Annotated in this window: 13 protein-coding genes; 2 read left to right on the top strand and 11 right to left on the bottom strand. The window is 52.5% G+C overall.

The window, feature by feature from the left end; genetic code table 11:
* Positions 1 to 2: 2 nt before the first annotated feature.
* The 6 genes from A3709_RS11370 to A3709_RS11345 form a co-directional block, all read right to left on the bottom strand.
* Positions 3 to 863: a protein-glutamate O-methyltransferase CheR gene (locus A3709_RS11370; RefSeq protein ID WP_066054457.1), complete on the bottom strand. Its 861-nt coding sequence runs from the start codon at positions 861 to 863 to the stop codon at positions 3 to 5.
* Complete coding sequence (locus tag A3709_RS11365) at positions 860 to 3,004, bottom strand: methyl-accepting chemotaxis protein (protein ID WP_066054456.1); 2,145 nt, start codon at positions 3,002 to 3,004, stop codon at positions 860 to 862. Before A3709_RS11365 ends, A3709_RS11370 begins: the two co-directional genes overlap by 4 nt.
* 9 nt (positions 3,005 to 3,013) lie before the next feature.
* Positions 3,014 to 3,565, bottom strand: a complete 552-nt coding sequence (locus A3709_RS11360) for a chemotaxis protein CheW (RefSeq protein WP_066054454.1) — start codon at positions 3,563 to 3,565, stop codon at positions 3,014 to 3,016.
* A 5-nt stretch (positions 3,566 to 3,570) separates the two neighbouring features.
* Positions 3,571 to 4,002, bottom strand: coding sequence for a response regulator (locus A3709_RS11355; RefSeq protein ID WP_066054452.1), 432 nt, complete (start codon positions 4,000 to 4,002; stop codon positions 3,571 to 3,573).
* 169 nt (positions 4,003 to 4,171) lie between these two features.
* Positions 4,172 to 5,494 (bottom strand): hypothetical protein, encoded by a 1,323-nt coding sequence (locus A3709_RS11350; RefSeq protein WP_066054450.1) that lies wholly within the window; start codon positions 5,492 to 5,494, stop codon positions 4,172 to 4,174.
* A 182-nt stretch (positions 5,495 to 5,676) separates the two neighbouring features.
* Positions 5,677 to 6,450: a hypothetical protein gene (locus A3709_RS11345; RefSeq protein WP_066054449.1), complete on the bottom strand. Its 774-nt coding sequence runs from the start codon at positions 6,448 to 6,450 to the stop codon at positions 5,677 to 5,679.
* A 504-nt stretch (positions 6,451 to 6,954) separates the two neighbouring features.
* On the opposite strand from A3709_RS11345, the gene A3709_RS11340 reads away from it, so the two are divergent.
* Both A3709_RS11340 and A3709_RS11335 read left to right on the top strand, forming a co-directional pair.
* Positions 6,955 to 7,362: a hypothetical protein gene (locus tag A3709_RS11340; RefSeq protein ID WP_066054448.1), complete on the top strand. Its 408-nt coding sequence runs from the start codon at positions 6,955 to 6,957 to the stop codon at positions 7,360 to 7,362.
* 29 nt (positions 7,363 to 7,391) lie between these two features.
* Positions 7,392 to 7,709 (top strand): hypothetical protein, encoded by a 318-nt coding sequence (locus A3709_RS11335; protein WP_066054446.1) that lies wholly within the window; start codon positions 7,392 to 7,394, stop codon positions 7,707 to 7,709.
* Between the two features lie 9 nt (positions 7,710 to 7,718).
* Here A3709_RS11335 and A3709_RS11330 read toward each other — a convergent pair whose 3' ends face one another.
* The 5 genes from A3709_RS11330 to A3709_RS11310 all read right to left on the bottom strand — a co-directional run bounded on the left by A3709_RS11330 (position 7,719) and on the right by A3709_RS11310 (position 14,014).
* Positions 7,719 to 10,679, bottom strand: a complete 2,961-nt coding sequence (locus tag A3709_RS11330; protein WP_156507704.1) for a hypothetical protein — start codon at positions 10,677 to 10,679, stop codon at positions 7,719 to 7,721.
* 191 nt (positions 10,680 to 10,870) lie between these two features.
* The gene (locus A3709_RS23235; protein ID WP_156507703.1) at positions 10,871 to 11,290 is read right to left on the bottom strand and encodes a hypothetical protein; all 420 of its coding nucleotides are present in this window, start codon (positions 11,288 to 11,290) and stop codon (positions 10,871 to 10,873) included.
* A 322-nt stretch (positions 11,291 to 11,612) separates the two neighbouring features.
* Positions 11,613 to 12,032: a hypothetical protein gene (locus A3709_RS11320; protein WP_156507702.1), complete on the bottom strand. Its 420-nt coding sequence runs from the start codon at positions 12,030 to 12,032 to the stop codon at positions 11,613 to 11,615.
* Positions 12,033 to 12,043: 11 nt separating this feature from the next.
* Positions 12,044 to 12,580 carry a hypothetical protein gene (locus A3709_RS11315; protein ID WP_066054440.1) on the bottom strand — a complete coding sequence of 179 codons (537 nt, stop codon included), beginning with the start codon at positions 12,578 to 12,580 and terminating at the stop codon, positions 12,044 to 12,046.
* Positions 12,581 to 12,583: 3 nt separating this feature from the next.
* A complete protein-coding gene (locus tag A3709_RS11310) occupies positions 12,584 to 14,014 on the bottom strand; it encodes a hypothetical protein (RefSeq protein ID WP_066054438.1) in 1,431 nt (476 codons plus the stop codon).
* Positions 14,015 to 14,019 lie beyond the last annotated feature (5 nt).

The following is a 14,019-nucleotide window of genomic DNA, read 5'->3' as shown; positions in this document are numbered from 1 at the left end:
GGTTATCTCCCTAATTCGGTTTGAAAGGCGCGCACATTATCGTGTTCGATAGGGCGCACATATTTGTTATTCCAGCCCTGAGGATCGGTGCCGGAGACAATTAACAGGCCGCCAGGGGCCAGCGAATCTACTAAAGCATCTAGCACAGAAAACCGAAGCTCATCGTCGAAATAAACTAAAACATTCTGGCAGTAGATAAGATGCAACTTCGCGAACGGTCCGCGGACGGTGTCCTTGATGTTCCCAGTAAAGAAAGCTGTATTTGCTCTTAGTCGCTCGTTTACCTCGTAAACACCTGCCGCTCGCTCATTGAAAAATGCACGTCGAAAGTCGCGCGACACATTTCTCATGAGGCGCTCGATATATACTCCGCGCTTTGCCTCTTCCACAGACGTTGTACTGATGTCAGAGCCAAACCCCAGAAAGGGTGAATGGCCCGCAGCATCCCGCATGACGCTTTCACAAAGCATGGCTAGCGAGTAGACCTCGGCGCCCGTTGAACAACCAAGGCTCCAAAAGTAATATCGACCACTGCCACCCCTGCGGGAAAATTCCACCATGTGATCTTTTGCAACACGCATTGCGTTGGAGTCGCGAAAGAATCGAGTATCATTAACCGTTATTTCGTCAATTAGGCAGTGCCACTCTAGCCGCTTGTCATAGCTAGAAGCTCTGGCAGAGCCCAGCATAAGGTCTACATAATCAGCCAACTCCATGCCGCGATTGGCGGCGCGGTGTTGCACCGCAGACTCCACGGCACCCTCTATCCGCTGATAACTGATGCCTGAATAATGCTGGACCCTTTCGCAGAGGTCGAACATGCCATTAATGCCGATATTACGATCTGTAACAGCGTCTATCACGCACTGCGTCCCTGCTGCGTAAGCTCGTTAAGCTCCTCCAGGTCTTCGTCTGAGAAGCCTTCAGGCTCATTGCCATTGCTTTCGCGCTCCAGTTCCGCCTCCAATGCCTCAGCCTCAGCCTGCGTCAGCGGCGCTTCCAGCTCATCAATGTCGTCGCTGTCAACAGACATTTCCTCAGCAGCCTCACCAATGTTGAACTGCGTCACTTCCTGCTGCATCGCCAGGGAACTCTGCACAACGCCTTGCACTTCCATTCTCGTTGCTTGCGCCATCTCAGTCATGTCGGTGTTTGCCTTCTGCATATCCCGGAACTGATCGAGCATATGGTTCGACGCTTCTCGGGACTGCTCTGCAGATGATGCCACGTTGTTAGCAGACTCCTTGAGGTTGTCGGTAAATGCATAAATACTTGAAAGGTTTTCGTTCACCCTATCAAGGTTAGAAGACTGCGAGACCACCGCCTCAACCATCCGCTCTGACAGGTTGATTACCTCAGCCGCTGCGGTCTCTACCTTCTTAGACTTGGATTCAAGTGACGCAATAACGTCCGCCGCCGTGTCGTTCAGCTTCGCAATCTCGTTCGCAATCGCAGTAAAGGGGAGGCCCGCCTCACCCGCCTTTGTAGCCTCGATGCGAGCGTTGATCGCAATTACGCCTACTTTTCCAATAAGCTCCGTAACCTTAGAAAGCGCTGCGATAATTCCTGCAGTTTCTTCCCCTGAGAACTTCGCTTGCTTGTTCGATGCTTGTACTGTTTGTCGCAGCTCATCCTGACCTTTTAGCGTTTGTTGAATGGTCTCCCGACCAGCGTTTACTGCGTTAACAGCATCAGCCACAACCTCTTGCTGCGCTTTAGCTGCTGACGAAATCTGCTGCGAGTTTTGTACCATCTCAGTCGCTGTAGCGGTCGACTCCGAAATTCTGCTCGACAAAGTGTTGGCGCGCTCGACCTGGGCCTCCATCATCCTTGTTGACTCGACTGAAGATTTCACAACCTCGAGCGTTTTGGCCACCATACTGCCGAGCGTACCTTTGAGCGTCTGCGCCGCGCTGTTCAGAGACGAGGCGATTGCGGCCGTACCCTCATTGTCCGTGCTGGCCTTGACGGTAAAGTCGCCATCTGCGAATTCTTTCAGCGTCCCGGTAACCTCGTCTACACCAGCTTTCTGGTATCGCTGCCTCCGGTTGGAGCCCTGAAGCAGGAAAAACGCGAGCAAGGCGATGAAGAAGCCGGCTCCAACAACACCTATCTGTGTGCTCCGCTCGTTTGCCTGCTTGTCACTATTAAGGGACTCAATGGAGTCGGGGAGACTCACCAACAGCTCGCCGATTGGCGCTTGAGCCGCAGCAATTACATCGCGGGCCAGCGCAGCGTTTCGTAGCTCCGGCGCGGACTGGTAGATTGTCTCGATCTGTTCTGATACAGGACTAAAGAGTTCAACCGCTTCATTGAGGCTCGCTTTGGCATCAGGGTCAGTGATGGGCTCTACGCCGATAAGCGAGTTACCCTTCCGTAACGCATCAACCGTGCGCTGGAACGCTGCGGCGTCCTTGTTGAATATATCAGCAGAAGCCTGAGAGCCTTGACCACCTGCCAGAATCTTTTCGATGTTCGCGGCGATACGCTCCGTCGTCCAGAGCATATTCTGTGCCGACAGCAGCGTTTCTGTGCTGTCGGTTGTATCCCTTAGAATGTCAACGATTGCGACAAATTGAGCCTGAATTGGCTCAATTGCCAGCTCAAGCTGCCTCGAAACGTCATTGATGGCAGCAATCCTCGGCTCAGCATCGCTCAACGTACCAGCAGCAGACTGCAGTTCATTGGTCTCTGCTCGAATTTTCCGCACATCAGCTGTGAGCCCCGCATTATTCAGCGTGTCCAGTGACTGAGAAATGCGTCCTACGCCGGCATTCATCGTAGCGAAGGCGCTCTCATCACCAGAGACCGTAAGTCGCGCGGCAGATGACGACTCGTTGAGCGCCAGACGCAGGTTCGCAACCTCACGCAGCAACCGCTCATCTTGCTGAGACGCGCGCTCCGCTTCTAGCCAGTTATAGCCGGCCGTACCAAGGCAAACGACAAGGCCAATCACGCCGACGCCAACCCCGAGCTTCGAGGTACTTTTTTTCATGTTGCTCATTTCAATCCCCTATGGTTTCGAAGTACTTGCGGCGGCGCTGCCAAAGTCAGCGTCAGCGACGAGTTTGTCGAGATCCAGCACCGGCAAAAAGGCGTCATCGCGCTCGTACCCGCCAACGCAAAACCGGTGTATCCCAGCGGGGGCGACAGCCTTCGGAATACTGTCAACCCGTTTTTCCAAAAGAAGTTCACGGCCGCCCATGACTTTGGATAATGTCAAAGCGAAGTGATACCCGGGCCGCGACACGACGAGGGCATATTCTCTGCGCTTGCCTCGCCCCGCCTCACCGTGCAGGAAGATGTCGCCATCAACGAATGGCAAGACAGCGCCTTTATGTGAAGCAACGCCAGATGCCCAAGGCTTTGTTCCAGGCACCGGAGTCAGAGACGGTATCTCGATCACCTCATCAAAGCTCATCCCATCGACCAGTATGGGCGTGCCAGCGATGGCAATCTCTGTGCCGTACCAGGTCAATTCTGGCGGTTTGCCCTTCGGAGAGGGCGCCGCTCCTGTCTCGTAAAAAGAAGACAGAAGCTCAAATTGATCTCTTGCGACATCCATCGTTACTAGCCAGACGCCTCAGACTGCCCCTTATTGACCGCCCACTTCATAACAGTCTCTCGGAGCACTTCGTCTGTCGGCACCTTCGTGACATGACCGTTTGCACCCCTAACGGTGCCTTGCGCGATATCAAAAACGCCGTCGGCTGACGACAGCATGACCACTGGAACGTTCCTATCCTGGTTTCTGATCAGCGTGCAACACTCATACCCGTCGATGTCAGGCATCTGAATATCGAGAAAAATGAGGTCAAACGGCTGCTTGGCTATTTTCTGCTTTCGCAGAACCGCAAGCGCCTTAAATCCATCAGTCGCGAGACTGACTTCGCATCCAAGCTGGGTCAGCTTGTGTTGCATGAGACGTCGAATGGTTTTCGCATCGTCTACAACAAGTATCCGTTTTCCCGCGCAAGGATTGGCTTCTTGTGTTTCTGGCATAGCTCGTGCCCCTGTGACTGTCTGGCCGTTGAAAAATGTCTTAATGACAGGCGACAGTATGCGCAACGGGGCGCGATAACCTCAAGTCGAAAAACAACAATAAACATGTTTTTCGCAATATTTCGTTATTTTTTGGACACTCTGAGTCTAAATGCCTCTGTCAGAGCCTCTACGGGACGAATCCGGCTTTTGTCGGAGCGCTTGCCAAGCCAGCTCCGACAGAGGGGCCGTCCGGAGACGGGGGGACTGATAGAGTCTCACTCAGCTGGAAATCGACAGGGGGCGGTAGGACATAGGAGCTATTAGCGCCAGACACGCCGGCTACTACGTTAGATTTAGACATTATATCAGCAACGACAGAGCCTGACGCGGCTCCCCCTGCGATGCTATCTGCGTATGCGGACGCAACGTCTTCAATCGGCCATGCGGCAGAGACGGAGATGGCGTTGTCGCTATTCAGCGCAGCTTCGTACCCGGAAAAGAACCCGTGGAAAATACTCTGATCGGGGTTCGGGGTGGGGTCTACTGTCGAACTGAGGAAATCAGCGATCCCGACTGGACCAATCTCGCAGCCCTTCACTCGCAGCGAGTCCTCAACCCAGCTAGACAGTGAAAACTTGCTGAAAAAACTGATAGGTCGTGACGCCTCTGTTGCTGACGTCTCGAGCAAATCAACTACATTCTCTCGGAGAAAATTGTAGGCGTCAGCGATTAAGGAGCCAGCCTCCCTTAATGCGTCAGCCGTTTTACTGACAAACTCAGCTCCATCGAGTGCACTCGACAGTATGGGGATCAATAAAACAGTGCTCAACTTGCCGACCTTCGTGCCCGTTGCCTTTTCCCACAGCTCATCTATCGGCTTCTTAAGCTTGTCAACAAGATCAGGCTCATATCCTCTCGCGCACAAGAAGGACCGAGTGTTTTTATCGATAGCCTCACACACTCGTTTACCGTGCTTGGTTCGCAGAAGTTTTTGCGCAAGGGATACGGAGGGTACGATCGCCCCAGCACCAGTAGCAATACTAACCCCTAGCACCACGCTCGTAACAGCAAGTTGCGCCTTGGGCGTTTGTATCCCTTCTCGAAAAGCAGATCTGACAGAGGCCAGACCCCGCCGAACAGAAGCAAGCCCCTCTGACCCGCCTATTTCTCTGGCGTATGTCTTGCACACTTTCAGGGTTTCGACCATATCCTGGTCGACTTGATCAGAAACTATTCCTGCATCATGAAGATCACGGTCTATAGACGAGCGCCCAATGTCCTCAAGTACGCTCCCATATACTTCTGGGGCAGATGACTGTATCAGGTAATAACCTGTACTCGCATCCAGCTGAAGCTGGATGAATTCCTCTACGTCTTGCTCTGAGGTAATGCCATCGGGCATCAGCCGGAGCACACTCGTTAAAAATTGCTCCCTTTCAAGGAAATGCTTCTTTGATTGTATCCGCGCGAGCATGGCCATGTAGGTCATTTCCCGCTGTAAAAGCGCCACAACCGGCTCCGCCTGGGCGCAAGTGCAACGATCACCGAGGCAGTAATCGAGGGTTTTGCGTTCTTCGCGAAGTTTTTTTGAATCTGGTCGTTGGATAGCCGCGTCCTCCCGAAGCTATAATGCCATAGCAGACACAAGCATGGACCATAGACGTGGTGTGTAGGCACACCAAATGCCAGATTTTATCGCGTTTTCAGTGCTTTTTTGGTTTCATCAACGACCGACTGGGCGTGAGCTAGGTAGTCGACTTCAGCAGAAGCGCCACTACAGGCGTCTTGAATGGCAGATAACGGCGCAGCGGCTGACAAGACCTCTCGCACTCTGTGATCCGGCATCGCGTAGAAAACATCTGCAAATTCTGGGAATGAGGCGGCCAAGATATAGCGGGCGTCCTGCTCCCACAAGCTGTCGCAAAGCAATCCGGCGAAGATGACTCCGATCTCTTTTCGCGTCGATGCGCGCAATGCCCCTCCCAGATTGAAATTGAATGCCTCCAGCATGCCAATGAAGTCGGGGAATCGTCGCTTCCAACCAACCAGGAATGCGAAGTATGCTGTAGCTTGGATTAAATTCCTGTAACGGTCGATATCTTCAAGAGCACCTAGTTCTAGACCGGTCTCGAGCGCAGCAGTAAGAGATGATGCGGAAGCGTCGCTGCCGTAATTCCAGATAGGCAACATACGATCCAGTGTGGCTGCAGTGTTTCTGTTGAGAGCCATCCCGCCAACTGCCCAGTCAAGGCCAATCGACTTCACCGACTTTATCATTGACATTCCAGGAGCTCCCCCGGACAGCGGCGAAACACACTTCACATAGTCTACACAAAACTGGATCAGGAACTGCCTGTAGGACAGAGCCTCAATAGAGGCGCATGACCGGAGTGAATGACCGGCCAGAAATTCGTCCACGAGCGAAGGCAGAAGATCGAGGTCCATTGAACACACAACCATACCCATGGGCATCTCCACCACGTCTGGGCGCCAGCGACTCAGAACGATTTCGTCGTCTTGTAGTAGATTGGCTGTTGTCATCCAGAACGAGCATAGGCCAAAAGTGCAGCAAGCTGAATGCCTCACGTCGAAAAATAGGCGTAAAACCGCCGATTATGCAGTCAATGCGAGAAAAGCAGTGGCAACGCGGCGCGATCAGACATACCATTCGATAAAGTATGAAACTACGACGTTGAGAACGCTCAGGATTTTGCTTGAAGGCGATTACCCACAAAGAGGCCGTAAGGTTGCATGCGCGCGGACATTTGTATGCCCCATGCTTCAACGTTAACGCCGACACGATCCACATTTCAGCGTTAACAGAGGGTGATAACGGCTCTGTGCAAGAATGTGTCCTGCATACCGAAAAAGGGAAAGTACGCCAATTCCGCACGTATGAAGCGGCAAGTACAGAGATGCATCGTATTGGCGTAGAGCGTTGGGTCACGCGTGTATATGGAACCTGATGATATGCCACAGCTGACCAAAGAAGAAAAAGTAGAGATGTACGCGGCGATATGCGCGCTGGTTTTTGTGTGCAAAATGAACCCACGCATGAATGGCTCCTCTGTACCTGAAACCTATCTCGATCCAGATATACCTACAGTCGTTGGTCTTCTGGATATCGACAACGCGAAATCGCGAGCAGAAGTTGTGCGAAGGACTGAAAGCCTTTTAGGCCGGCTTGATACTGATTATGCACTTGGTCGACTCTTCGTTGTAAACAGGCTGAGGCAATACCAAGTAAGCGGCCACGATCCTCAAGCAAAATTCCGGGACCTTTCGCAGAAAGTGTACGCGGAGACGTCCGCCGATGATGTTGCTATCGCAACAGCAAGCCGAATCGCAGATCGTATCCGCCTGGCTGCAGGGAACTAAGGAGCAATGCTGCAGATCGCTCAACTCCTATGACCATTAACACTATTACCCTGCTTGAAACAATTGTCGACATTAGGCGTGAGGTTGCTACCGACATTACCACGAAGCAAATAATGGCGCTCTTTGCGGTGGCTTCGTACCCCGGGTCGACGTGCTCGCAAATTTCGGAAAAAGTTGAATCGTCTTACTCTGCGACGAACAAGGTTTTGAACTCGTTATTGCTCTTGCGTAGCGAGGGAACGCCGGGCTTGAATCTCGTGGAGGTTTTTGCAGAGAACAAGATTGAGCGCACCTACTTCCTCAGCCAAAAAGGTCGCGCGTTGGTCAAACGCGCGATCACAAGGTGAGGCTATTGATTACAAGACATCTAAATCCGAATCCGATGATGGCATGAAACCTGACCTAGAGTCAGCGTATTCCTCGACCAATTCCATAACTATCCCATCCAGTAGAGGTTTACTATCATCCTCAGTAGATCCGTCTAAAGAGTCAGTATCAATGCCCAGGGCGGCCTTTCGCTGAGCAACAAGTGCACCAAGCGTGCCGGAAGGAAACTTATTCACAAGCAGTGTACGCGCCTGCAAAAGCCCAATCCTATTGGACAGCTCTATTCGCACGTACCTGTCATCAGCGTTCGAGTTGGTCGCCCATATAAACCGCGGACCCTGGGTTGAGTACAGTAGATGCTCGTAAGTACCCTCTTCGGTCTCAAATATTGACAATACAGTTGCGCCCTCGGGACTGGGCTTTCGCATATTATTCTTCAGCTCGTATGCCATTGCGGGCGAAAGATTGAACGTATCGATCAACTCTTTCTGCATGGATGCATTCGCCGTCCCCACTACGCTGATCTGTGTGGCAAGATTAAGCTGTGCTTGGGTCCAATCTGTAGCTAATTGTGAGGCAAAACAGACATCTAATTTCAGCTTGCGACCTTCACGTATGGCAACGTCAAACTGGTTTTCGACCATAGTAATTCCCTTCACCCGATGTTTCTCATCTACTACGATGCGTTTGGGTAGCCGGCGAATGGCCTTGATCTGCTCGCGGTGGTAAGTTCTGTAATCAAACGTTTGATTGTCCTTCGTCTGTATCTCAAGCAGGTGCTCCTCGGTAAGAAAGTAGCGCGCCGTAAGAACTTGAAAAGACAGTAGATACATCACGCCCGTACGCCTTTTCCCAGCACCAGAGGAGCCCCCCTTGGCTACTTCGTCGAGATCGAAAGACACAATTCGAGCCTCACCAAGATCAAATTGGGTCATTCCGCTTAGTATTGGATACTGATTCATGGCGTCGGTGAGCCGACGATACATGTATCTGGGAAGGGTCTCGTTTGTGTCTGCTACAGTATTCCCGCCGTACATCTCGAGTATATTTTCATCATTGCAGAGCATAACAAGATCGCCGAGTGTCGGGACGGCGTATCTCTGCGCGATTGTCGCCGAGTGCGTCTCGCCTGCCTGAGCGAGATGGTCAACAACTTCCCACCACATCACCTTCGCATGGTCTGGGCTGAAATTCAGATCATCTAAAGCGGAGTCAATAACGCGATTGATCCCTCGCTCATATTTGTTTTCGGTCCCGAAGGTGGATTTTTGACGGTAGGCCTGATCTATAAGCGCAGATACAAAACCAGAAGTGCCCTCTAGCGCATCTTCTTGAGAATCAGGGGTCACCAGCAGGGTAATAAAGGCGATAAGCTGGTTACGCTGCATGGACAAAGGCACGCGTAGCCCAAGCGGCGTATCCAATACATTTATCGATGAATCCGCGGTGTTGGTCAGCCGCTTGTACAGGGCTAGGTGGTGCATGCTCTGGGGGAAAGCAGAGTGGATCAGATCGATTAAGCCCTTGGAGTTTGGCCCAACGTCAATAATCCCGATAAAAGGGAGCTCCCGAAGATCAGATTTCAGTATCAGAGACAGGTTACAGGAATTTAGATAAACACTTTTACCTCCGCCCATGCTCCCCGTGACTAAGTGAACCCACGACTGCTGCTTAGTGCTATAAGGTTCAAAGTGTATCAGTTTCCCGTCTTTTGTCCGGAGCGGCTGGCTTCCGTCTTCCCATGCCGTGGTCGGGCGCGTCAGTGGCGCCATCCTCAAGACATCATATAAAGGCGCCGCAGCAGGCGAACCAACGGAACCAATGTTGTTTCCGGGCAAGGTGCAACAAAAAGACTCGAGACTGTCACCTTCCACAAGTTCTACTTCCGCATTGCCCCACGCCTGTATGCATCGAACCAGTGTCGCGCGCCTCTCTTCAACAATGAGGGGATCGGATGCAGGGCCCCATGTGCAGAAGACTGTTTGGAGCTGTACGAGAGGAATCCCGTCCTCCCGCGCCATTGTTAAAGCCTTCTTCGCTTCGACAATCCGTACGTTTTCGCGTGGTCCAGACCATCGTAACATTTGCGCTATGACTGACTTCAGCCCGAACACTGCCAGAGCGTCCCCGCGCGCCAACTGATGGACCCGCCAAGGTATATTGCTACGGTTTAGCCTCGCAAATAATGCTTGAAAAAACTCTGGTGATTCCGGCTGTAGCGCAATAGAAACTGGTGCGTAAATGCGCCCTCCAATCTCGCAAGTGGAGTGATTGGCGACAGCTTCCACCGGAAAGAGCTGCTTCGCTATCTGCGGCCAAAACACTTGTGAGTAGTCCCAGTTCTGTTCTTCTGGGACCCTCAGCGGTGGTGGGCGCACTCCGGTATTCGTAATGCTGCCGGGCACCCTCGGCTCCCACTCGTCTGCCGTATATTCCGGAGTGACACCTGAGCGTATGAGTTTTAGTAACTCTACTGAGCTTAAGGGTTGAGTCTCAATGTCCTTGACGCCTAGATCAGACACCGTTTGAGCTACAAATGAGCTATGCGACGGCAGAAGGTTTATCGAAAAAGATGTCAGCGGCTGTGCGTCCCCCAAATACGGCGTCCCTTCTGAAGCAGCGTCGTGTCGCTTGGCAAGTAATGAACGTTCATCCTTACTGAGGCCATTCGCCGTTGTATAAAGCAGTAGAACTGCGGTTTCGCGGGAGCACATGCTAAGGACATCGATTTGTTCGTCGATAATGTCTGAAAAATCTGCGCCCATGGCGGCCGTTGAAGCTCGACACTTACCATAGGTGCGCTCCAACTCGTCTCGCACGGTGTCGCTCTCATCTCGCTCAAACCAGGTTGAAAAATAGTGTGCCCCGTCTTTTGTATATGAGCCAAATTTGCCGGTTAGAAAGTCTAGCAAAACGGCCATCTCGCCGGCTCTAGCAGCGTGGCGCATCCCTCGAATCTTTACAGCAGTTACCAAGGTGCCGTCGATCATAACGAGCGTATTTGCGTCTGCTATCATTTGGATGTCGCAGAAATCTCTGGAGGAAGACTTGAAGAGCCTGCCCAGACGTTGAGCTACGACATCATATGCATACCATATTTTGTCAGAGAAAGAGCTGTGATGGATATAGCGCACGTCGCACCCCGCATTGAATATAATTGGTCGAACTACAACAGACGCCGTTACTTATCCGACAAGGCGCTCTTGATCGAACCACTGTGTTCTGCCCAGTATTGAAGTTGTTTCCCGAAGTCTTTCAGGGGGAGGTAGCGCAGATTTCGAAATAATTTAGATCGTCCCGATTTACATTTTGGCGACATGCTTTTTTGCAGTTTGAGAAACATCGGCACGGTTAGCCCTTCGTGAGACAGATCTTCAGGTACAAGAACTTCAGCCAGAGCAAGCCTCGCGCCTTCGTCCGCAAGAGCACTGACAAATTTGCCAAGCCCCACCGCGGCGGGATTATCAAACTCTTTTGCCGCCCCCAACACCTGGGCTAAGTTGCAGATATCACCCTGGCTGAACGCAGGGCAATAGACAATCGTACCGTGATCGAGCCGCCTGTTATCTCTAACAATGCGACCAACGTGCTGCGATTGCATACACATCACACATAGCAATTTACAATCACTGAAGTCTGCCGGCCTCGGAGTCTCAACATGAGGCTCCCGAAATATCTCCATGTATCCCGATGGGACCGCATCCGAAGGCGCCGAGTCTATGCCGCAACAGTCGCACCGGTAGCCTCGGCTTGCTAAAAACTTGGTGTCTTCGTCATTAGGATGCCAATTAAAGTCATCCGTGACATCCACATCGTTTGTATGGGGATCACGGTAAGGCTCAAAGGCTAAGTTGTCCGGAAGAAAATGCATCCGCTATGAAGAACGTCAGGGGGCACTGATGCGCCCCCTGACGATCCGATATCTACTCGGTGAGAAGATCCAAGCGGTTTAGGTCTCCGCCACCGCCTTGTTCCCCAAAGAACGAACTGTTAACAACCAGGATAACTCCAGAGATACCAATTAGGAGTGCGCCCGCTATAAAGTATTTGGCCGCCTCAGCAGGGCTCTCTCCTCGATCCTTCCCCCTCAGCAACTTAAAAATGCCCATGAGCATCACTATGATGCCGGCAGCCACTCCTGCCGTCAGCCCGAGCCGACCAATATTGTCTAGTTGGTCCTCAAGCCTGTCGGCAACTTGCCCCGCATTATCTTGCGCAAAGGACTGACCCGCGCTTCCCAGTAGGGCCGTCAGGACAGCGGTCTTTGCAATCTGACCTCTTACATACATGCCAACGCACAAGTTGTTGGCCCCTTTTACACACGCTTGATAAACAGTATCCACTGTATGCCCCCCTATGGAACGACTAAAAGCGCGTCACTCGACGCAGTAAATGTCCTAGATATCACGTTTGTCGCGGGCACGATGTTGACCAATCCAACCCCCGCGAAATACTTGGCCAACGCCTTTTTTTTGTAGGGCCCACTGTTCTCGCTGCCAGTGGCTCCAGCCCAAAGAGCTGACAGCTGAAAGCACCAACCAAGCAGTGCCAGATAGAAAATGATCGCAGTCCGCCATATCTCTATGGACGCTGCCCCACCTGCCGTGGCAGTCACACCTTCTGTGACAACCCGATTATCAGTTTCAATACCAAAGAACGAGGTGCCTACAACCTCGCTGACAAACACCATTGATGTGAGAAACATGCCGAAAATGAATTTGGCCGCTATTCGTGTGTTATCACCTTTGCGCTTCATTGACTTGGGCGTGATCAGATCAAGCATCGCTGATAGCGAAATCCATAGACCCAAAGCCACCGCCAGCGTAAATAAGAGTGAGAGCAGGTTGGGGATGACTGCCGTCCCATTTACGAGAAAATCCTGCGCGTTCATCGCTTATTGCCCCAGCGTCTTTAAATTGCCACAACCTTTTGTAGCAATTGTGTTTTGCCTGGCGTTGATGGCCGTGACAGCGCCGCAGCCTGGCAGGTCTTCGCCTACCCTGACGCTCCTGCCTTCGCTTGTAGCCGCATTCTGCAGGAATGCCATATGTGGCGTCACTGCTCTAACTGTCCATGGGATGGAGAGCCTCGCTGCGGCCGCAGATTCACTAGAACGAGAACTTCGACCGGCGTAATCAACGGCATTGCGCCCCGGAGCCGCTTCAGAAACCATTGCGGCAACTCGAGTGATACCCTCTGCCAGTGCGCCAACCTGCGCATTACGCTCGATATCCCGTGAAGATAAGTCGGCGATCGCTGCAGCATTACGCGATATCAATGCACCCTGCTCCGCACCAGTTTTTTCGAGCTCGTCAAGTCTGGCGAGGATTTCCCTAACCTGTTGCGGCGCTAAGTCCAGAGCAGCTATTTGTTCTGCCATGGCGGCCTCCATCTCCGCTTTCGTCACATAGTTTTCTAACAGCGCGCTGGCAATTTCGTCACGATATCCGTTTAGAGCAACATCGCCGGTTGCGTCATCTGACTTGATATCAATGGAGGTTGCTTCTGGGTCAAGCTCAAGTACCGTCTGGGCCGCACCGACCGGAGGGAGTGCACTGTACTCGGCACTTACCTCAGCTCTATAAGCGTCGAGGTCGTCCTCTGGCATGGAGTAGTCAGGCGACGTAACCTCAACTGACAAGCCGAGATCAATAGCATCGGGGGGCCCTGGTGCTTCTACCTCGATCTGGACAGGAGGCTCACTGAAACCAGCGTAGGGCTCCGGAGCAGTAGAATCTTGAGAGCTGGATACCTCTTTCGGCGCCTGGTCAGTGCCCCCAGCCAAAATATAGATCCCGATTCCAACTGCGCACAACACCGCGGCGACACCTGCGAACTTCGGCCACCGCGCAGCTGTGGCGTTACTTGAGTCAGCTGGAACAGAAAAGACTTCGCTATCATTCTCGGAGACCGCTGAGACCACTTCAGAGTCTGGATTCGTTTTTTCTGCCGTGGGGCTTAATTCCTCTCCCACTCCAGACGGCGCTCGACCTTTACGTTTGACGCCCCTAGTATCGTCATCAAAAGTACTGCCCGGATCAACGGGAGGCGCAGCGATAGTATCTGCTTGTGATGTTTTGTTACGAGGGCTAGAGGGAGGAACGATATCGACCGAACCGCCGTCCGCTTTCCCTCTCTCAGCCTCAAACCGACGGGTTTTGATTTCCTGGCCCCGCGCCGCTTCTTGAGAATCAGGAAGTATGGGCGTCCCCGCGCGCTCGTTCAGCGCTTCCTCGAGCGGCGAGCTCCGCTGTATATTCTTCAAGTGGTCGGGATTGCCCTCGACATCCCAACCGTCACTATCTGCGCTATCGTTACCTGACACCGGCG

This window comes from Halioglobus sp. HI00S01, from assembly GCF_001635445.1.
Classification (GTDB): Bacteria; Pseudomonadota; Gammaproteobacteria; order Pseudomonadales; family Halieaceae; genus Halioglobus; species Halioglobus japonicus.
This window is presented reverse-complemented; position numbering and strand designations above follow the sequence as displayed.

Excerpts from the sequence above, each read along its gene's own strand:
- A3709_RS11355 (WP_066054452.1), bottom strand. The coding sequence starts at position 4,002 with ATGCCAGAAACACAAGAAGCCAATCCTTGCGCGGGAAAACGGATACTT.
- A3709_RS11335 (WP_066054446.1), top strand. The coding sequence starts at position 7,392 with ATGACCATTAACACTATTACCCTGCTTGAAACAATTGTCGACATTAGG.
- A3709_RS11330 (WP_156507704.1), bottom strand. The coding sequence starts at position 10,679 with ATGATCGACGGCACCTTGGTAACTGCTGTAAAGATTCGAGGGATGCGC.
- A3709_RS11315 (WP_066054440.1), bottom strand. The coding sequence starts at position 12,580 with ATGAACGCGCAGGATTTTCTCGTAAATGGGACGGCAGTCATCCCCAAC.
- A3709_RS11340 (WP_066054448.1), top strand. The coding sequence starts at position 6,955 with ATGCCACAGCTGACCAAAGAAGAAAAAGTAGAGATGTACGCGGCGATA.
- A3709_RS11360 (WP_066054454.1), bottom strand. The coding sequence starts at position 3,565 with ATGGATGTCGCAAGAGATCAATTTGAGCTTCTGTCTTCTTTTTACGAG.
- A3709_RS23235 (WP_156507703.1), bottom strand. The coding sequence starts at position 11,290 with ATGCAATCGCAGCACGTTGGTCGCATTGTTAGAGATAACAGGCGGCTC.
- A3709_RS11365 (WP_066054456.1), bottom strand. The coding sequence starts at position 3,004 with ATGAGCAACATGAAAAAAAGTACCTCGAAGCTCGGGGTTGGCGTCGGC.
- A3709_RS11345 (WP_066054449.1), bottom strand. The coding sequence starts at position 6,450 with ATGGGTATGGTTGTGTGTTCAATGGACCTCGATCTTCTGCCTTCGCTC.